The 18,643-nt window shown below is 68.7% G+C and carries 20 protein-coding genes; 12 read left to right on the top strand and 8 right to left on the bottom strand.

Annotated features, from left to right (window positions below):
• Positions 1 to 51 precede the first annotated feature (51 nt).
• From AB0K10_RS01775 to AB0K10_RS01755, 5 genes are all read left to right on the top strand, one after another.
• A complete protein-coding gene (locus AB0K10_RS01775; RefSeq protein ID WP_363678922.1) occupies positions 52 to 591 on the top strand; it encodes a PadR family transcriptional regulator in 540 nt (179 codons plus the stop codon).
• Positions 588 to 1,304, top strand: coding sequence for an ABC transporter ATP-binding protein (locus AB0K10_RS01770; protein WP_363678920.1), 717 nt, complete (start codon positions 588 to 590; stop codon positions 1,302 to 1,304). The genes AB0K10_RS01775 and AB0K10_RS01770 overlap by 4 nt, the downstream gene beginning before the upstream one ends.
• Before the next feature lies 1 nt (position 1,305).
• Positions 1,306 to 3,105, top strand: a complete 1,800-nt coding sequence (locus AB0K10_RS01765) for an FtsX-like permease family protein (protein WP_363678918.1) — start codon at positions 1,306 to 1,308, stop codon at positions 3,103 to 3,105.
• A gap of 109 nt (positions 3,106 to 3,214) precedes the next feature.
• Complete coding sequence (locus AB0K10_RS01760) at positions 3,215 to 3,664, top strand: helix-turn-helix domain-containing protein (RefSeq protein ID WP_363678916.1); 450 nt, start codon at positions 3,215 to 3,217, stop codon at positions 3,662 to 3,664.
• A complete protein-coding gene (locus AB0K10_RS01755) occupies positions 3,657 to 4,025 on the top strand; it encodes a DUF4180 domain-containing protein (RefSeq protein WP_363678914.1) in 369 nt (122 codons plus the stop codon). Before AB0K10_RS01760 ends, AB0K10_RS01755 begins: the two co-directional genes overlap by 8 nt.
• A gap of 5 nt (positions 4,026 to 4,030) precedes the next feature.
• Here AB0K10_RS01755 and AB0K10_RS01750 read toward each other — a convergent pair whose 3' ends face one another.
• Positions 4,031 to 4,651, bottom strand: coding sequence for a hypothetical protein (locus tag AB0K10_RS01750; RefSeq protein ID WP_363678912.1), 621 nt, complete (start codon positions 4,649 to 4,651; stop codon positions 4,031 to 4,033).
• 179 nt (positions 4,652 to 4,830) lie between these two features.
• On the bottom strand, positions 4,831 to 5,736 hold the full coding sequence (locus AB0K10_RS01745) for a hypothetical protein (RefSeq protein ID WP_363678910.1): 906 nt from the start codon (positions 5,734 to 5,736) through the stop codon (positions 4,831 to 4,833).
• 189 nt (positions 5,737 to 5,925) lie between these two features.
• On the opposite strand from AB0K10_RS01745, the gene AB0K10_RS01740 reads away from it, so the two are divergent.
• Positions 5,926 to 6,147 (top strand): hypothetical protein, encoded by a 222-nt coding sequence (locus AB0K10_RS01740; RefSeq protein WP_363678908.1) that lies wholly within the window; start codon positions 5,926 to 5,928, stop codon positions 6,145 to 6,147.
• Positions 6,148 to 6,189: 42 nt separating this feature from the next.
• Here the strand turns inward: AB0K10_RS01740 and AB0K10_RS01735 are convergent, their stop codons facing one another.
• The gene (locus AB0K10_RS01735) at positions 6,190 to 7,113 is read right to left on the bottom strand and encodes an S-4TM family putative pore-forming effector (RefSeq protein WP_363678906.1); all 924 of its coding nucleotides are present in this window, start codon (positions 7,111 to 7,113) and stop codon (positions 6,190 to 6,192) included.
• A gap of 251 nt (positions 7,114 to 7,364) precedes the next feature.
• Between AB0K10_RS01735 and AB0K10_RS01730 the strand changes: the two genes are divergently transcribed.
• Positions 7,365 to 9,974: a hypothetical protein gene (locus tag AB0K10_RS01730; protein WP_363678903.1), complete on the top strand. Its 2,610-nt coding sequence runs from the start codon at positions 7,365 to 7,367 to the stop codon at positions 9,972 to 9,974.
• A 14-nt stretch (positions 9,975 to 9,988) separates the two neighbouring features.
• On the opposite strand, the gene AB0K10_RS01725 is transcribed toward AB0K10_RS01730, so the two are convergent.
• Complete coding sequence (locus AB0K10_RS01725) at positions 9,989 to 10,372, bottom strand: peptidase inhibitor family I36 protein (RefSeq protein WP_363678901.1); 384 nt, start codon at positions 10,370 to 10,372, stop codon at positions 9,989 to 9,991.
• Positions 10,373 to 10,475: 103 nt separating this feature from the next.
• On the opposite strand from AB0K10_RS01725, the gene AB0K10_RS01720 reads away from it, so the two are divergent.
• Positions 10,476 to 10,745: a hypothetical protein gene (locus AB0K10_RS01720; protein WP_363678899.1), complete on the top strand. Its 270-nt coding sequence runs from the start codon at positions 10,476 to 10,478 to the stop codon at positions 10,743 to 10,745.
• A gap of 30 nt (positions 10,746 to 10,775) precedes the next feature.
• Positions 10,776 to 11,636: a cellulose binding domain-containing protein gene (locus tag AB0K10_RS01715; RefSeq protein WP_363678897.1), complete on the top strand. Its 861-nt coding sequence runs from the start codon at positions 10,776 to 10,778 to the stop codon at positions 11,634 to 11,636.
• Between the two features lie 14 nt (positions 11,637 to 11,650).
• On the opposite strand, the gene AB0K10_RS01710 is transcribed toward AB0K10_RS01715, so the two are convergent.
• Positions 11,651 to 12,691 carry an FAD-binding oxidoreductase gene (locus AB0K10_RS01710; protein WP_363678895.1) on the bottom strand — a complete coding sequence of 347 codons (1,041 nt, stop codon included), beginning with the start codon at positions 12,689 to 12,691 and terminating at the stop codon, positions 11,651 to 11,653.
• Positions 12,688 to 12,924, bottom strand: coding sequence for a hypothetical protein (locus AB0K10_RS01705; protein WP_363678893.1), 237 nt, complete (start codon positions 12,922 to 12,924; stop codon positions 12,688 to 12,690). Before AB0K10_RS01705 ends, AB0K10_RS01710 begins: the two co-directional genes overlap by 4 nt.
• Before the next feature lie 249 nt (positions 12,925 to 13,173).
• On the opposite strand from AB0K10_RS01705, the gene AB0K10_RS01700 reads away from it, so the two are divergent.
• From AB0K10_RS01700 to AB0K10_RS01690, 3 genes are all read left to right on the top strand, one after another.
• Entirely contained in the window at positions 13,174 to 13,692 is a 519-nt protein-coding gene (locus tag AB0K10_RS01700; protein ID WP_363678891.1) for a flavoprotein, read from the top strand.
• A 108-nt stretch (positions 13,693 to 13,800) separates the two neighbouring features.
• Complete coding sequence (locus AB0K10_RS01695) at positions 13,801 to 15,306, top strand: hypothetical protein (protein WP_363678889.1); 1,506 nt, start codon at positions 13,801 to 13,803, stop codon at positions 15,304 to 15,306.
• Positions 15,303 to 15,878, top strand: coding sequence for a GNAT family N-acetyltransferase (locus AB0K10_RS01690; protein ID WP_363678887.1), 576 nt, complete (start codon positions 15,303 to 15,305; stop codon positions 15,876 to 15,878). Before AB0K10_RS01695 ends, AB0K10_RS01690 begins: the two co-directional genes overlap by 4 nt.
• A gap of 584 nt (positions 15,879 to 16,462) precedes the next feature.
• Here AB0K10_RS01690 and AB0K10_RS01685 read toward each other — a convergent pair.
• Together AB0K10_RS01685 and AB0K10_RS01680 are read right to left on the bottom strand one after the other, a co-directional pair.
• The gene (locus tag AB0K10_RS01685; RefSeq protein ID WP_363678885.1) at positions 16,463 to 17,221 is read right to left on the bottom strand and encodes a hypothetical protein; all 759 of its coding nucleotides are present in this window, start codon (positions 17,219 to 17,221) and stop codon (positions 16,463 to 16,465) included.
• A gap of 13 nt (positions 17,222 to 17,234) precedes the next feature.
• Positions 17,235 to 18,643: hypothetical protein (locus tag AB0K10_RS01680; protein WP_363678883.1), on the bottom strand; the 1,409-nt coding region annotated here is incomplete at its 5' end.

Raw genomic sequence — 18,643 nt, 5'->3', positions numbered from 1 at the left:
GCGCAATAGCTAGCGGTTATCTATTAGCGGTCGATGTGGGGGGCGTGCCGGATGCAGGACGTGGTGCTGGCCATGCTGGCCAAGGAGCCGGCGCACGGGTACGAGCTGCGCAGCCGGATGCGCGGCGCGCTCGGTCCCCTCGGCGAGGAGATGAACGCGGGGCAGATCTACGTGACCCTGGCCCGGTTGGCGAAGGCCGGCCTGGTGACCTCCGAGCGGGCGGACGGTCTGCCGGATCGGCCGGATCGGCGCGTCTACGCGTTGACCCCGGCCGGGCAGCAGCGTGTCGCCGGCTGGCTGACCGAGGTGAGCTGGCCGAAGCCGGACCTCGCGGAATTTCACCTGAAACTGGTGGCCGCCGCGGCTGCCCGGCTGGCCGATCCGGTCGCCCTGGTGGACGCCCAGCGGCGCGAGGTGCTGCGCAGGCTGCGCGACGCCCAACGGGCGGCGTTGGAGCGGTCGGTGGATCCGGTCGCCGGATTGCTGGTGGAGGGCGTCGTGTTGCGTCTGCGGGCTGACCTGGAGTGGCTGGAGGCGTGCGAACGCATGTGGACCGAGCGCGGTCGAGCGGGACGGAGGGCGGGGGCATGAACGGGTCGATGGCGTTGCGGGCACGCGGCCTGAGCAGGTACTACGGCTGGGACAACGCGCTGGTCCGCGCGGTCGACGACGTGGACCTGGACGTGCCCACCGGGCAGGCGGTGGCGATCATGGGTCCCAGTGGGTGCGGCAAATCCACCCTGCTGCACCTGCTCGGCGGGCTGCAGCGCCCCACCGACGGCGAGGTGTGGCTGGCCGACCGCCGGATCGACACGATGAGCGAGCGCGCCCTCGCCCGGCTGCGACGCGACACCATCGGCCTCGTGTTCCAGTCCTTCCACCTCATGGACGAACTGACCGCCGTGGAGAACGTCGAAATGGCCGCCCTGCTGGCCGGTCGGTCACCCGGTCAGGCCCGCCGACGCGCCCTGCACCTGCTCGACCAGGTCGGGCTGGCCGACCGTGCCTCGCACCTCCCCTCGGCCCTGTCCGGCGGCCAGCGTCAACGCGTCGCCATCGCCCGCGCGCTGAGCAACGAGCCGCAGGTCGTGTTGGCCGACGAACCCACCGGCAACCTGGACAGCGCCGCCACCCTTGAGGTGCTGCGGCTCTTCGAGGACCTGCGCGGCGCGGGGCAGACCCTCGTGGTGGTCACACACGACCCCCGCATCGCGGCGGTCGCCGACCGGGTGATCTCCATGCGTGACGGGGCGTTCGCCGACGACAGCATGCTGGCCGGCACCGCCGTGCAGAACGGGGCATGACGTGGCGGGCCGCCTGCTGCTCGTGTGGCGGTTGCTGGTGCGAAGCCTGCGTCGGCACCGGACCGAGAACGTGCTGCTGCTGGTCGCCATCACCGCGGCGACCGCGACGTTGACCCTCGGTCTCACCCTCAACGAACTCGTCAATCGCCCGTACGAACGCACCCGATCCGCTACCGCCGGCCCCGACCTGGTGGTGGAGCCAGCATTCACCGGACCGCAGGCCCGGGACGCGCTCACCCCACTGACGACCCTGCCCGGTGTCACCGACCACAGCGGGCCGTACCCACTGGCCTTCCTCGCGCTGACCGCCCGCGACACGACCGTCCGGGTCGTCGTCGAGGGCCGCGACGACACGCCGGCCGCCGTCGACCGGCCGGCGGTCACCGACGGCACCTGGACACGCCCCGGCGGGGTCGTCGTCGAACGCGCCTTCGCCGACGCCCTTCACCTGCACACGGGCGACACGGTCAGCGTCAACGGTCACCCGCTGCACGTCACCGGATTCGCGGTCACGGCCGCCCGGCCCGCGTATCCGCGCCCCGGGTGGCACTTCCCGGGAAGCATCACGACGGAGGGCGGCGGCCTGGTCTGGGTCGACCGCCGTGACATCGCCACGCTCGCCGGGGACCAGCCGCTGTCGTACACCTTGAACCTCAGACTTACCGACCCGCGGACCGGCATCGCGGCGGTGGATCCGGCGGGCGGCGGCATCGGGTCCGATGCGCGATTCCACGGGTGGCGCTTCCGCACCGGGCCACAGATCGCAGAGGTCAACAGCATGTTGAATGGCCCGGCGCGGCAGGCCCTGCTGATCGGCAGCTGGCTGCTGACCGCCCTCGCGGTGACCGGTGTCGCCGGCATCGTCGCGGGCCGGGCCATCGGCCAGCGCCGCCGGGTGGGCCTGCTCAAGGCCGTCGGCGCCGGGCCCGCCATGATCGCGACCATCCACCTCGCCGAGTACCTCGTGATCGGGCTCGCCGCCGCTGGCACCGGTCTGGCCGCCGGCTGGCTCGCCGCGCCCGCCCTGTTCCGCCCGGCGGCCGGGCTCATCGGCTCGGTCGGCGTACACCCACCGCCGCCGCGCATGGTGGTCGCGGCCGTCGCGCTCGCCCTCGGGATCGCGGTCACGGCAACCCTGGGGTCGGTGGTCCGCGCCGCCACCACCAGCACCGTCCACGCGTTGGCCGACGCCGCGACACCGCCGCGCCGCCGGCGGTGGGCCATCTGGCTGTCGCGCCGGCTGCCCACCGCTCTCCTGATCGGGGTACGCATCAACGCGCGCCGACCGCGCCGCGCCCGGCTCATCACGGTGAACACTCTGATCACCACCACCGCGATCGCCGTCGTGCTGATGGCCCTGGCGCAGGATCGCGCCCCACTGAAACTCGGCTACTCGGAGCTTCCGGACGTTCGCGACGAGCGCACCACCCAGGCGATGCTTCTCCTCGTCGGCGTGGTGTGTGTCCTGGCCCTGCTCAACACCGCCGTGAGCACCTGGACCGCTGTTCTCGACACCCGGCACCCGTTGGCGGTGGCCCGCGCGCTCGGCGCGACACCCGGGCAGGCCGGCTTGGGGCTGGCGACGGCACAGCTACTTCCCGCGATACCGGGCGTGGTCGGCGGAATCCTCGTCGGCCTCGTGACCTACTTCGCCGGGGACGACAACCGGTTCGCACCAGCTTCCTGGATGCTCTCGGCGGCGTTCGGGGTGCTGCTCGCCGTCGTCGCGCTCACTGCGATCCCGGCGCTGGCCGCCGCACGCCGTCCGGTGGCGGACACCCTCCGGTCCGCAGCGACCTGACCGCCGCCGCTCACCACATCGGGGGGCGGGCGGTCCTGCGGAGTTGATGTCGTCCATGACTCGACCCCATCGTTACCTAACTTTCCTTATCTGGTTACGATAGGGAGCGATGACGGAAGAAATGTACTCGGTTGAACAGGTCGCAGACCGGCTCGGCCTGCACGTGCGGACGGTGCGCGGCTACATCCGCTCCGGGCGGCTGCGCGCCGTGCGGATCGGCAAGCAGTACCGGGTCGCCGCCAGTGATCTCGACGCGCTCACCGGGCGGCCGCCCGTCGCCACCGTGGCCGGGCAGGCCGAGGTGTCGAGCATCGTGCAGATCGACGGTGTCGACCGGGCCGCAGCCGACCGGCTGGGCACGCTCGTGCTGGCCGGCGTCAACACCGGGCACGACCCGGCCCGGCCGATCCGTGTGCAGACCGTGCACGACGACGATCGCCGCCGCCTGAAGATCATCATCCTCGGTGATCCCGCCGGCACCGCCGAGCTGCTGCACCTGCTCGACGCCGTCCTCAACGCCGACAACGGCCTACTCGACCGGGAGGTCAACGATGCCTGACGAGATGCAGGAGCGCGCCGGAGTGCCGGTGCTGGTGTGCGACCCGGCCGGCCCGCCGGTCGCCACCGAACAGGACGCGCTGGACCTGATCGGCGCGGCCTTCCTCGGCGCCCAGGTGGTGGCCGTGCCGGCCAACCGGTTCGACGAACGCTTCTTCTCGCTGGGCACCCGCTTCGCCGGCGACGTGATGCAGAAGTTCGTCAACTACCGGATGCGGCTCGCCGTGGTGGGTGACATCTCGACGCAGCTCGCCCAGAGCTCGGCGCTGCGCGCCCTGGTGCACGAGTCGAACCGGGGCGAGCACATCTGGTTCGTGCCCGACCTCGACGCCCTCGACGAGCGCCTGCGCGCCGCGTCCTGACGCCGTCACCGGCCCTGGAAGACCGCCAGCTCCACCTCGTCGGGCTCGACGCCCCTGCTCCGGGCCTGCTCGGCGGCCCACCGCAGGTAGGCCAGCCACTCCTCCGCCAGCCAACCGTTGCGGCGGGTGACACCGGCCTCGGCGGGGAGGTGACCGGCCACGACGCGATCGAGGATCAGGGGCTGCACACCGCCCGCCCCCTGGCGGTAGCCGACGAAGTAGAGAACCTTCGTGAAGAAGGCCGGCCCCAACCAGGGCAGGCGCACCTGGCCCGGGTCGCGGAACCGGCGGTACGCCGTGCGCAGCAGCGCCTCGTCCAACGCCGACGCCGACACCTCGTCGAGGACCCCCGCCAGACGCTGGCCCGTCGGGTCGCCGCCGAGCGACTTGGCGGCCCGCCACGGCCCGTACCCGATGGGCCCGTAACCCCACATCAGCACGGCGGCCAGCAGTTGCCGCGCGCTCGCCGACCCGGCTCGGTACGCGTCGGCGACCGCGAACACGTCCCGCCGCCAGACGTCGCCGCTGGTCGGGAAGCCGTCGGGCCAGGCATCGGCCGGCAGCCCCGCCCGCCACCGGTCAACCTGGACGGGGATCGGGCACTCCCCCGGTAGTGCTTGCCGCATGACCGCCTCCCTCAGGTCGCGAAGCAGCCCGCCGCGCTCGGGCGCCTCCGTCGCCTGCACGCTATGACCGCACCCACCGGCCCGACCGTCCGAGAACGCCATATCGGGGTATCCGCGCTCCAGCCCCGAGACGTGACCGCCCCGCGCGTTGCGGGGCGGCCATGCCGGACAGCGGGTGGTCAGGCGGTGGCGCAGATGGCGTACGCCGTGTTGGACCAGTTGCCGGCGAACGCGTCCTCCTCGTACGCGCCCGAGTCGACAGTCGTCGGCGCGGTCGTCGTGTTGCCGTTGGGCCGGAAGTCGTCGACGACGCCCTCACCGGTGACCCCGTTCAGCTCGTAGCCGGCACCGGTCAGCACCTTCCCGACCGGGCAACCCGCCAGGACGCTGCGGAAGTCGAGCGAGTTGCTGGCGCCCACGGTGGACGTCCGGACCAGGCCGGCCAGCGGGTTGGCGCAGATGGCGTACGCGGTCGCGGACCAGCTCAGCGCGGTGGCATCCGCCTCGTAGGCGCCCACGGTAACGGCGGTGGGCGCGGTGGCGACGCCGCCGTTGGGGCGGAAGTCGTCGACGACACCCTCACCGGTGACCCCGTTGAGCTCGTAGCCCGTGCCGGTGAGCACCTTGCCGACGGGACAGGTGGCGGTGGTCGAGTGGAAGTCGGCCGAGTCGTTGACGCTTACCGCCGACACCCGCACGAGCCCCGGCACCGGGTTGGCGCAGATCGCGTACGCGGTCACCGACCAGACGCCGGCGTACGGCTCGGCCTCGTAGGCGCCCACGGTGACGGCCGTCGGCGCGGTTGCCGGGCCTCCGTTGGGGCGCAGGTCGTCGAGGATGGCCTCGCCTGTCGCCCCGTTGAGTTCGTAGCCCGTGCCGGTGAGGACCTTGCCGACCGGGCAGGTGGCGGTGGTGGAGTGGAAGTCGGCCGAGTCGGCGACGCTGGTCGCGGAGATCCGCACCAGGCCGGGGACCGCGGCGGAAGCCGGGCTCGCCGGGGCGAGCACCGTCGCGGCCACGACGAGACCGAGCACGAGTACGGATGCTGGGGCGCCGAACCGTCGAGTCTGGTTCTGAGCACGCATGGTGTTTTCTCCCGTCTGAGACCTCGACGGCCCTGTCACGAAGCCAGGATCGAGGCCGGTGGTGATGACTGCTTGACGGTAAGTAGTCGCGCGACCAGGCGTTATCTCCAAACCGACTACGTCGCGTAACGGACGGTCGACCCCGCGAGCACGAGGACTAGCCGCCCGGCGGCCGGGTACGCGTGCGGCATGGGTAGCCACAAGGAGAACAAACACGACAGTGGTGGCGAGTCGGCGCGAGGTCGGCGGCATCCGGGCAGCGGCGCTCGGGGCCGCCAGGGTTCGACGGTGGAGCACTCGCCCGATCAGCGGCACCGCCGTACCGCGACCGGCTCCGCCGGCACTGAACGCGACCTCGGTCGGGCCAAGATCTCCGGCGACGGACGGATCCAACGCCAGGGCGGCTCCTGAAGCGACGTCACGTGACGGACCACCGCGTCCGAGGCGGTGGTGTCAGTCGGTCCGGGCCGCCGGCGGGCGGGTGCCCAGCAACTCGGCGAGGGTCGTCATCGCGGCCTGGAAGTCGACGCGGTCGGCGGCGTGGAACCGTCGGAAGAACCAGTCGGGCACGCGGGCCTGACCCCGCCGACTGTGGAAGATCAGATCCTGGATCTGTCGGGCGAGGGTGAGCAGGGCGGGATCGGTGGCGGGCTCATCCCCGCGGACGGCGGCGGCGATCTGCCGCTGCAGGATCGCCAGGGCGCGGTCCCGTTCGGCGGCGACGTCGCGCTGACCCCGGTAGATCTCGACACCCAGCAGGAGGGCGCCGAGGGACGGGACGAACCACTGGGTCAGCAGGTCGGCCACGGTCAGGTCGGCGGTCACCGCGAAGACGACCCCGACCGCCGTCCAGAGCGCCACCCCGGCGAGCACTGTGTACGCGTAGCGCCGCCGGACCCGCGCACCCCACCCCAGGTTCTGGTGCTGACAGGCGAGCACGTCGTACGGGTGCGGCAGGTGCGGCACCTCGTAGTAGTCGCGGAGGTATCGCTCGTCGCCCCGGTAGGCGCGGTCGAGCCGGCTCACCTCCTCCGCGCCGACGGGCTCGCCCGCCGCCACCGTGTTCCAGGGCAGCCCGAAGAGGCGTACGTCGAACATCTCCTGGAGGGTGGCCGCGCGGCGGATCTGGCCGGCGGACCAGGAGCCGAGCCCGATCGCGTTGACGACGGCCCAGAGCGCGCCCACGGCGGTCACCCCGAGGGCCGACACGTCGGTGAAGGCGACGACCGCCCCGGCGACGCCGATGGCGACGGAGAGCGTCATCCGGAGGTTGTCGAGCCGTTGCGCCCGGCCGTGGCAGACCGACATGGCGTGCAGCAGCGCCATCATCTCGGGGCGGCGCTGCCGCTGGAGCAGGGATTGCGTGCTTTCCGTCACCGGCACCTCCCCTTTCCGTGACGATCCTATATCCACCTATCTAGATGTCACGGAATGCGCTCTCGCGGACGCGGAAGGTAAGCATTTATTACTTTTAGGTAGGTGCGGGGGCGGCTGCGAATTAATAACGCGTTCGCCCGAAAGTTGCGGTAGCTTGAGCCTCGCGCCCACCCGCGCATCCCTCACTCGGACGTGCCACCCCCGCCCGTCCGCGTCCACTTTCACCACTCGTGGAAGGTCCAACGGCGGACATGGGCGACGGCCTCGTTGACGAGTTCGAACGGTACATACAGGATGCGACGGTTTCGGCCGCGCTGCGGGACTGGGCGGCCGGGCGTGACGCCACCGTCCGCCCGCCGTGTCACGGCACCCGACTGCGGGGGCGCAGCGGCGCGCAGCTGATACCGGTGATCGTGCAGCAGAGCGACGGCCAGGATCCGGAACAGCTCTACATCAAGCTGCTGTCGGCCAGGCAGGCGCGCGAGGAGGCCGCCCGGCACGCTCGGGCGGTCCGGCTCGACGCGGGCTTCGCCGAACGCCACCTGGTCCCTCAGCCGTACTCGCCATATCCGGTCGGCGACGGCCGGTACCTGATGTTCCAGGACATCGCGCACGGGGCCGAGCAGGTCGTTCCGCTCGCCGAGGTGGCTGACGACCAGCTCAGGGACGCCTATCGCACGCTGCTCGACGGGGTGTGGGGGTGGCATCCGAAGGGGCGGCGAACCACCCGGACCAGCGTCGGCCGGTTCGTACGACGCGAGCTGACCGCCGCCGACGCCGAGACCGAGGTGTACGCGGCCGTCACGTCACTCGGCCTCGGCGACCTCGACCCGAACTGGCTGCACGACTCGGCGAGCGGTGTGGTGCTGCCGAACCCACTGCGGTTCGCCGTGGCCGGGTCGCTCTTTGACGACGACCAGCTCGACCAGCTCTGCGGGGCGTCGCACGGCGACCTGCACGGGCGCAACGCTCTCTTCCCCTGCTCCCGCGCGGGCCACGTACAGGTCAAGAAGTTCTGCCTGGTGGACCTGGACCGGTTCGCCGTCGACGCGCCGCTCACCCGCGACCTGGGCACCCTGCTCCTGGACTTCGTCCTCCCCGAGGTGGCCGAGGCCCCTCGCACCGTTCAGGCCGACGCCCTGCGCGCCCTGCTGATCGACCCGACCGGCACTGCCTCCGGCCGGCTGCCGGGCCTGACGGTCAAGGTGATCAAGGCGAGCTACGCGGTCGGGCAGGCTCTCGCCGAGAAGGGCAACTGGGCCCGGATCTGGCGGGCGCAGTACCTGCTCTCCCTGCTGAGCCAGGCGTTGATCTGCTGCACCTACGACGATGCCGGGCCCGCCGGGCGCGCCTGGTACTTCCGACTGGCCGGCCACGCGGGCCTCGCCTACCAGCGAGAGTTCCGTCCCGAGGTCGTCCCGCCTGCGGCGGCGGGCCTGTCCACCCTGCCGGGCACCGCCCCGCAGCCCGCCTTCCCGCCCAACGACCGGTCGGCCCGGTTCGACGCGGTGGGACCGTTGCCGAGCCAGCAGAACCGCAGCGCGCCACTGGACCGGACGCCAACGGACCAGGTTCGACCTCCCGCCGACCCGGAGGCGCCCCAGTGGCCCTGGGGGATGGTCCCGATCCAGCAGCGACCGACACCCGGCGGCTGGCACGGGATGTCCCGGCACCCGGCGGCGCTCCCGACCGCCCGCTCCGGCGACGAGAACAGGCCACCACACCGCCACCAGGCCGCCCCGACTCCCGTCGGCAACACACCCTCCGGGAAGGCAGCGGCCGGCAATGCGCCGGCCGGCAACCTGTCGGGGGCGACGCCGACGGGGAACGCTGCCAGTGTCATCCGTGCCGGTGTGCCGGGCCGGCCCACCCTGCGCGACCGCGAACGGCGCGTCAACCGGCCGGCGTCGCGGCATGCCGCCTCCGCCCGGACGAACGCGATCCCGCGCCCCCGCCGCCCGGTGGACGAGGGCTCCTGGGGTGCGGCAACGGGCTCGAGACGGATCGGCCGGCTGCCCCCGAAGCTGCGAGCAGTCCTGGCGATCCTGCTCGGCGGGGTGTCGTTGACCTCGTTGGTGGCGGTCGGCACCGCAGCGAACCGGGGGCGCGGGGAGACCCGCGTCGCCCCGACCGAGGCCCTACCGGGGGCGCTGTCGTCGTCGGGCAGCGCCACCCCGGCGTACACCGGGAATGGCCGCCGACTCGCGGACCTCGCGCTGGCCGTCGCGGGCATGACAGCGACGATCCACGACGGGTCGTACACAGTTGTCTGTCGGCGGATCTGGGCGCCGGCGGACCTCGCGCCGGGAGTCGATCGGCGGAACTACCGGGACGAACAACTGTGGTGGACGCCTGCCCTGTCCGGCCGCCGGACCGTGACCGTGGTCGCGGACGGTCACCCGTCCGGCGAGCCCACGTCGGCGCCGTACGGGCCGGGCGACCTCGCCGAGATCCCACCCGTGCCCTCGGCGGACCCGGCGGTGCTGCGCCGGCAACTCGACGCCCAGTTGGGTGAGCTGCCCGCCGAGCTGCGCACCGCCGCCGGGATGATCACGGTGGTCAGCCGCATCTTCCGCTACCACCTGCTGAGCCCGGGGCAGATCTCGGCGCTGTTGTTCGAGTTGGCGGCGATGCCGGGTATCCAGGATCGGGGCGCGTACCCGGACTGGCACGATCGGGCCGGGCTCGCCTTCAGCGCCGACGACACCCAGGGTCGCCGGGAGACGGTGCAGTTCGACCCGCACACGGGCGAGCTGCTCAGCCACGAGACGACAACGGTGCGCGACAACCAGATCCTCGACTACGTGCTCATCCTGAGCAGGGCGCGGACCGACCGGACCACCGGCCCCGGCTGCGCCTGACAATACGACGCGGGTCAGCAGCGACGCTGCACGTAGTTCGGCCAGTTCCGGAAGGGCGACGCATCGCTGCGGACCCGGCTGGACGCGCCGATGTCGAAGAGCCGGGTGTCGTAGTAGTAGAACGACACAGTCCCGCTGCCGAGGTTGTAGTGCGCCGACTCGACCCGGAACTGCCAGTTCCAGGTGGCGAGGCTCTGCCGGCCGCAGTCGGAGAGCCGCCCCCGGGGGTAGCCGTAGTTGGGCCACTCGTAGAAGCAGTACCAGCCCGAGGGGCAGTCGGCGGCGACGAGCGTGCCGATCGGCCGCCGCAGGGTCACGACGAAGGCCCCGCCGTCGTAGCTGATCTCGTTGTCGCTTATCGCCTTTCCGCCCGGGTGGGCGGCCAGATAGGCAGCCACTTCCGGGCCGTCTGTCGCCGCCGCGCGGGCACGTCCGGGCGTCGGAACGACGATCAGAAGACAACTGAGTACGGCGACGAGCAGCGTACGTAAAGGACGGGAAATGGCCATTCGACACCTCGCGATGTGGGCGCGCAGGGACGGACAGACGACAGCACCGGCCAGTGGTGACGGCCGGTGCGAGCGCGACGGATTGCTGCGGTACGCCGCCACGCCAGCGTATGGACTTGCCGCGATTGATCGCCAGCTTGAGGCGGTGCGGCATTTTGCCAATGCACTATTGGGGCAAGATTGCGGGCTTCCCATTTCGCCGCAATGCACGCTGGTGGAAGTTGCGAGCAGCGATCCGCCAACCAGTGGGAATGCGCATTGATCGATGTCCATGGTGGATACGATTCGAGCCATGCGTGCCCGTCGCGTCACCGCCGTCGTCGTCCTCGCCGCGCTGGCGAGCCTGCCCGTCGCCGCCCCCGCCCGAGCCGACGACACCCCGGCGCTGACCACCCCCGGCAGCCCGACCGTGCTGGCCAACGAACCACACCAGCTCACCCTGAGCTGGGCACCTGCCACCTGGGCGGGCGAGCCGACCGGCGACGGCCCGATCAGCTACGAGGTGCAGGCGCCGCTGGGCCCGTACACGTACCGCCTCCTCGGCACCACCACCGCCACCACCCTCACGCTTACCGACCTGGCGCCCGGCACGACGTACCGGATCGCGGTCGCCGCCCGCGCGCCCGGCGGCTACTCCGACAGCTCGACCGCGACGGCCGTCCGCACCGCCGCCGGCCGCGCCACGGTCGGCTACCGCAACCTGGACTGGTCGCCCACGAACAATCAGATCCAGTACGTCCTCCAGGTCACCAACACCGGCAGCGCGCCGCTCGACCTGGCGAGGGTGCGGGTGCGCTACCACCTGCGTTTCGAGGGCGGCAACACGTCGCTGGTGACCAATTGCGACTGGGCCGCGTTGGGCTGCGAGCGCATCGGGCAGACCGTGGGCTTCTACGTGGTGCCGGGCACGCCGCCCGGCTATCCGATCCCCGGCACCACGATCCCCGGCTGGGTCGAGCTGACCTTCACCGACGGGACGCTCGCGCCGGGGGCATCGACCGGGCCGATCCAGCTACGCCACCATCGGCACAGTTGGAGCGACATCGACGAGCACGACGACCCGAGCTGGCTCGCCGCCGCGGGCCAGTGGACCGAGAACGACCGGATCACGCTGGACGTCGACGGGGTACGCGAATTCGGCGACACGTTCTGATGCGCCGACGGCCGTCAGCGGGCGGGCGTGTGGATGCGGGTGGCGGGGATGCCGAGGGCCAGCAGCCGTGACCGGGCGCCCGCCAGCATTCCGGGCGGGCCGCACACGTAGATGTCCTGGTCGGGGCGGTGGTGGTCGAGGGCGATGGTGAGGGCCTCGCCCTGCTCGGCCGGCTCGGCGCAGGGGTCGTCGGAGAACGCCGGCACGAGCGTCAGCCAGTCGTGGGCGCATTGGAGCTTGTCGAGCGCTATCGCGTCGTACAGGTCGACGAAGGCGCGCGCGCCGACGACAAGCGTCACCCGCCGGCCGGCCGGTGCGGCGGCGACCTGTTCGACCAGGGCGCGCAGCGGCGCGAGACCGGTGCCACCGGCGACGAGCAGCAGATCGTTCGTGCTCGAGCGCTCGAGGCGCAGACCGGTGTTGCAGGGTGGGCCGAGCCAGATCAGCTCGCCGGGGCGTACCTGCTGGACCAGGAGGTGGGAGACGGCCCCGGCGGCTACCGCTCGGACGTGCAGCTCGACGGTGCCGTCGGCGCGTGGGGCGTTGGCCGGGGAGAGCCAGCGCCAGCGGCCCGGCAGGCGCGGCGTGCACACCGGGACGGCCTGGCCAGGGTGGTGGGGCAGGCGCCGCCAGGGACGTACCGTCAGGATGGCGATTCCCGGCGACGGCCGTTCGTAGTCGATCACCTGGGCGGGCCACCACGCCGGGCCGTCGCCGATGCGGGCGGCAGCGCGGCGGATGGCGTGCGTGGCGCGGTCGGCGGCGGCCTTCCACTGTGGATGCGGTCCGTGACGGGCGACGGTGGCGAGCAGCGCGTCACTGACGGTGGTGGCGTGTGGGAGCAGGTCGTAGCGACGGTACGCGCGGCCGAGCACCAGGAGCAGCGCCGCCCGGCCCGCCCGATCATCGCCGCCGGCCACGAGACTGCCCAGCGTGGCGAAGAACAGCGACGCCTCACTGTTGGGAAGCAGGCCGGGACGGCGATCTTCTAACGTGCCCCAGAAGTCGGCCGCTGCCCGGTCGTCGATTGCCGCCCAGGCGGCGGCGAGGCTCACGCGCTCACCTCGGCGGCCTGATCGTCTGGCAGGTAGTCGACGATCCGCCGGTGCTTCGCCTCCGACAACCCCAGGCCGCGCCACTGGGTTGCCTCGCCGTCGAGCCCGTGCGCCAGGCTCGCGGTGAGGTGTGCGGCGAGCCGATCAAGGTCAACCCCGATGAGGTACGGCGACAGCTCCGCGTCCGCCATGACCAGCCGCAGCCAACGGGCGACGATGTCAGCCGTGGTCATGGCACCTTCCGGTTCTTGCGGGGTGGTCATGGCAGCTCCGAGGCGTCGACGGATCGGGGGCGCCGGGGCGGGCGGGTGCGGAGCTGCGCCGATGGGGGCCGGCACAACTCCGGAGCCAGCACCCGCCCCGGGCCATGCGTCGACCCTCGCGGCTGACCAGGCACAACGGCATGTCAGGGTGATCATCGACGGCATGCGCGGTGGGTATGCGGCCGACTACGCGCCGGCCGAGTCGGGCAGACTGCGGGCATGACGGAACGTCCGGTGCTGTATCTGGTCGTCTGCGCCGCTGGTCCGGCGGAACACATCGACGAAGTAGTCGACCTGCTGATCGCCGATGGTTGGCGGGTGTGCATGATCGTCAGCCCGACGGCCGCAACGTGGCTCGATCGGGCGGCGCTCCAGGACAGGACCGGCTATCTCGTACGGGTGGAGTGGCGCATGCCCGGCGACCCCGAGCCCCACCCGCCGGCCGACGTGGTGGTAGCCGCGCCTGTCACGTTCAACACGGTGACGAAGTGGGCGCTGGGCATCAACGACACGTTGGCGCTCGGCGTCCTCAACGAGTCACTGGGCGCGGGCTTGCCGATCCTCGCCTTTCCGCACGTCAAGACGGAGTTGGCCGCCCATCCGGCGTATGCGGGGCACGTGGCGGTGCTGCGTGCTGCCGGCGTGGTCGTCGCCGACGGCAGGGCGCTGAACCCGGCGGCCGAGCGGGAGCGCTGGGACGTCGTCATCGAAGCGGTGCAGATGTATCGCCCGTCCTGAGGTCCCCATGGTCGACGGCCGTTGAAGATATGCGTCGTGCGTATACCAGCGCTCCACGCACCGTGTTCAATGGATAGGTTCGATGAGGCGAACTGGACGGAGCCGCCCGTGACACACGCGAACTGCCCTCGCTGTGGCGGTCGGCTGGCCCGGGACAACGACAGCGGACGGTGCACGCCGTGCCAGGCCGCCGAACGGGACCGGCTGAGCAGGCCACCGACGGTGCCGGCGAGCTTCTGGGAACACGAGCCGGTGCGGCAAGCCTTGGCCGAGCGGCATCTGGGACGGGTGATCAGGGCTTACCGATGCCATCCCTACCACGGCCGGGTCGCGTTGCCGCAGTCCGTGGTGGCGGTGTGGCTCGGGATCACGCAGGCGCAGTTGAGCAGGGTGGAGAACGGGCCACCACTGGTGCACCTGGACCGGCTCTCACATTGGGCGCAGCTCCTTCGAGTGCCCGCGGAGAGCCTTTGGTTCCGCCTCCCCGATGAGCCTCGTGGGACTGGTGCGAGCGTCGCACACATCGCACATGGCGTCGATCAGGCGGCCAACCAAGGCCAGAGAGCTGCCGTGGTGGTGAGCGTGGAGCAGGAATCGAGCCTAGGGGGTGGCGCTACGGACCGACGGCGCTTCAACGTATTGGCCGCGCTCACGGGACTCGCCGCAGCTGGCCATCCTTACCTGCTCACGGGCCATGCCGACGCGCCCGGAAACATCGGCATGGAGCAGGTACGGCTCGCCAGCTCGATGGTTAACGATCTACGGCAGGCTGATGCGGCGGTCGGCGCAGACCAGCTCTGCGACGTCGCCATCCAGGTGCACACCAGGCTGTCGAACTGGGCTGCCAAGGCGAAATACAGCCGAGAGGTGGGTGACGCCCTTCAAGGTGCCCTGGCCGACCTCGGCATCCAAGCGGCGTGGCTCGCCATTGACGCCGAACGCAGGCCGGAAGCCAGGCCCTTCCTCAACGAGGCCATCACCCGCGCCCGTATCGCCGACGACCCTCGGGTGGAAGTACGGGCGCTGGCCCTTCTATCGCTGCTGCTCCGCGACAGCCAACCCGGCGAGTCACTGCATTGCGCCGAGGCGGCAATACGTGTCTCTGCCGGATGGGCAACACCTCGACTTACGACGCTGCTGCACCTACGGAGGGCACACGCGTACGCGGTACTCAGCGATGCGAGTGGGTTCAGCCTGGAGATGACCAAGGCTCGGCGGGAGTTGGAGCGCGGGCCGCACGAGGACGATCCGGGGTTTGTCGACTTCGTGAACGAGCAGGAACTGAACGGAATCCAAGGGCTTTCCTACCTCGCTCTGGGGAGGCCAGAGCGTGCCGCTCAATCGTTCCGTGCCATCACTGCCAACCCGTCGCCGGGCCATCGACGCAACCAGGTCCTGTACACAGTCGACCTTGCGGAGGCGACGTACCAGCAGGGTGATGCAAATGGGGCAGCGCGCATCGCTCTGGACGTCCTGCCGGCAGTGAGTCAGATGAAGTCGGGGCGGGTGAGCCGGAATCTCGCGCAGGTGCGCTCAAACTTGGCGGCACCACGGCATGCGACGACAACAACTCGTCAGTTCGTCGACGCCTACGACCGGGCGGTGACTGTGTGATCGAGGGCTTGCAGCTTCGCCATCACGATGCCGACGAGGCATACGGGTTCCTTGATCAGCTCGTGGACCTGTACTTGGCGGTCTACTCAGACGGCGACGAGTTCCACAGCGAGGACCGCTACCGGCGTCAGCTCGACCTGCACATGCAGCGGGCTGGGTGGGAGCTGGTCACCGCAGCGGTCGACGGGGTCTTGGTCGGTTACGTCTATGGCTTTCCACTGCCTCCGCAGACACGGTGGTGGGACGGCATCCACGAGCCGGTGCCGCCCGGATTCACCGATGAGGACGGGAAGCGCACGTTCGCGATCAGCGAACTGCTAGTACACCTCGCCTGGCGCCGCCAGGGCATTGCCGCCGCGCTGCACTACAAGCTGGTCGCGGGCCGACGTGAGCAGCGAACCACGCTTCTGGTCCATCCGGACAATGCTGCCGCTCAAAGGGCTTACCGCTCCTGGGGTTGGACCAAAGTAACCAAGCTTCAGCCAAACTGGAAGAACGCACCAGTCTTCGATGTCCTGGTCCGAACACCCGCCCGGCTCGAGGAGAGGAAAGCAGTCGTCCTGATCCGATAGGCGACAAGCACAGAAAGGGGTGAACCGGCCGAGAGGGCTGGCCTGATCTATGGCGCGCCGATCCGGAGATGGTGCCCAAGCTGGCGAAGCACACGCGGGACGCGGTGGACCAGTAATTGAAAATGAGATCTACTTGGGAATCTCTCCTCCGGGGGCGTTGCGTTGACAAAATAGGAGGGATGGACCAAACTGGTGCGCTGCGGCGTACTAACGGCGACTCCGGCGCTGAATTCGGCCATTGACACCCTCTAACGCGGCCGACCGCCGTTGATTATGACCGACGCGAGCGCCAGTCATGGCGGACCGACTCCCCACCACACACGTCCGTTAGTAGCGTCGATCCATGAGTACCAGACAGCTCATCAGCAGGAGGGACGTGAGCGTCAATTCGTGAGCGATGCAGCGCTGGCCATACTGCCGCCCAAGCTTAGCCAACGCTACCCCGAACCGCTCCAACGCCGGCCCGAAGGAGTGTCGACCTCAGCGCCGAAAAAATGTGCCCAATTAGCCAATACGCGCCTCCCGTGCGGTGGCCGCCTTCAGAGCGACTTCGGGCACTTTGGAGATGAGGTTAACACAAAGGACTATGCGCCATTTCCGCTTTTCTTAGGCGATGTAAAGACTAGTTGACGAGCAAATATTCTCCCCTCGACCACGTAGGCAGGAGAGACGACGAATCGCACAGGACAACCCGGGTCACAGCTACCCCACGGCTCTTGCCACTGCTCATCAATAGGAGAGTGTGGCCGGAAATAGAAGTCCCAGCAAAACTGAAGATCCAACCGATCCGCCGCAAGCTCAATCTCCTCAGCGCCTCGCGCTAGCGACTTTGCGGTATCACCCCATCCGCTACTCTTATACGGCAGTTTGAGCAGGTTCTGCAAGCGCTCTTCTGACAGCCTGAAGACTGCAACGCAAATGTCCGCTGCAAAGCGCGCGACACGTTCCGGACGATAGCCATGCCTGGGATGAGCAAGGCACTCCTTCATCGCGGCGGGCGCCACTTGCTGCTCAAGGAAGAGTCGATACTTCTGACGAAGGTCCAAATGTCCGCGATGGCGCCCGTCACTCAAGTCGTTCCGGGCTTCTGTAGCGCGAGAAAGCGTTTCCGCCAACCCTTCGTCCAACCGCTCTACAGCCTTATAAAGCTGCCCGACTCTCCCTTCAAGCTCTTCGTGCATTGCCAACAAGCCCATTACGTCCTGCCTTAAGGATTCAAAATCTTCGTCGAAGGAATCCTCACAGGCGCTTGATGAAGATTGCCCCGAATTCGTTAAGGAATCATCTTCAGCATCTGGCGCTGATACCCCGCCAAGCTCTTCGTCCTCCGCCTCAACGGACACCAGACACGCCCCTCTAATTTGGCTCGAAATCGATTGATGCTTCTACTCGCTGGCCAGATTTAACCACTTCGGCCGAAACGCGAATCTGTGTTCCGCCAAAGTGCATTGTCACACGGACGGACTTCTCGTGTTTCGGCAAATGCCTGACGGCCTTAAGGTCCACTGAGACTTTTCCGACATGAGCAACTCCGGCATCTGTTGTATACAGAGCATGCCGGGTCGACGCTTTGCAAACGTTTATCTGCAAAGCAGACTGGCTATCGGTTGTAGGAAAGAATATCTTACTTTTTTCGTAGCCAATTTCGACGATATCTCCCGCCAAGACGAACTTCGCAAAGATATCGTCACAGTATGGCTCTCCATCGATATCAACGAGCTTATCTTTCGGGTGCGAGGCGTTAAATTGCTCCACACACTCAATCCCGTACGTCGACTTCGTTCGTCTTGCTCGAGTTTGCGGATCATAGGCAAAGTGGGCCGCTCCCAGCAATACTGCGGCCTCCGGCTCACCGGGAACTAAGACTTCCGCGCGGTCCCTAAAACGTTCAGCAATCTTGCGCTGCAAGTAGCTTGACTTACCAAAGCCGCCGACGAGCACGATCAGTTCAGGGAACTTCCTAGTCGCCCCCGTAGACTGCATTTCGTCCAACTGCTTACCAATTAATGTCAGGAGACCAGGAATGACAGCATCGAAGCAAGATTCGACCTCTTCCTCTCGGATGACGATTGCATCGGTAATGCCGTCTTGATCGTGCGCAAGTTGAGTACGCACATCCTCCGGCAATACTCTGTCCACAGAGGCCGGCAGGTGAATGTAGACATCGGTGAAGCTCTCGCCAAAGCCGGTTTTCGCCCGTTCCCAGGCGTCGAGCATGTCGAAAAATGCACGGGGATGGTCTTTCTTCAAATCGGCTACAAACTCGGTTGAGCCCAGCTTTCGGCATAGGATTTCACTTACGAAATGCCTATTAATGTATTCGGAACCAAAAGGGCCTCCGTGGTCGTTACCGATCTCGGTCAGCTTCCCATTTGAACTCGTCCGATATGCTGTGATGTCAACAGTCCCGCCCCCACAGTCAACTAACATGAACCTAGTTCCCGGAGAAAGCAGGTTCGCTCTACGTCCACTTGTAGCACCGACCGTTCTGACACCCGACAATCGAGCGTAATGAGCAGCCGCTTCCGGCTCGATAGCGAGGACTAGGCGCTTCGGATCATCAGGCATGCCGGCGTCGACAGCAGCTTGGCGCATCCTTTGTTTCTGAAAATCGTCCCAGATTGCAGGCACAGTTAGGCACCAGCGGACTTCTTCTTCCTTATAGCCGCTTTTTGCAATTTCCGAAACGGCATTTTCGTAAATCTTCTCGAGGTAAAGGCCTATTAGCGTAGCTGGGTCCTTGTGGGCCGGCGTCTTGCTGGCTG

Origin of the sequence: Micromonospora sp. NPDC049274, assembly GCF_040678875.1 — a bacterium.
In the GTDB taxonomy this organism is placed as follows: Bacteria; Actinomycetota; Actinomycetes; order Mycobacteriales; family Micromonosporaceae; genus Micromonospora.
This window is presented reverse-complemented; position numbering and strand designations above follow the sequence as displayed.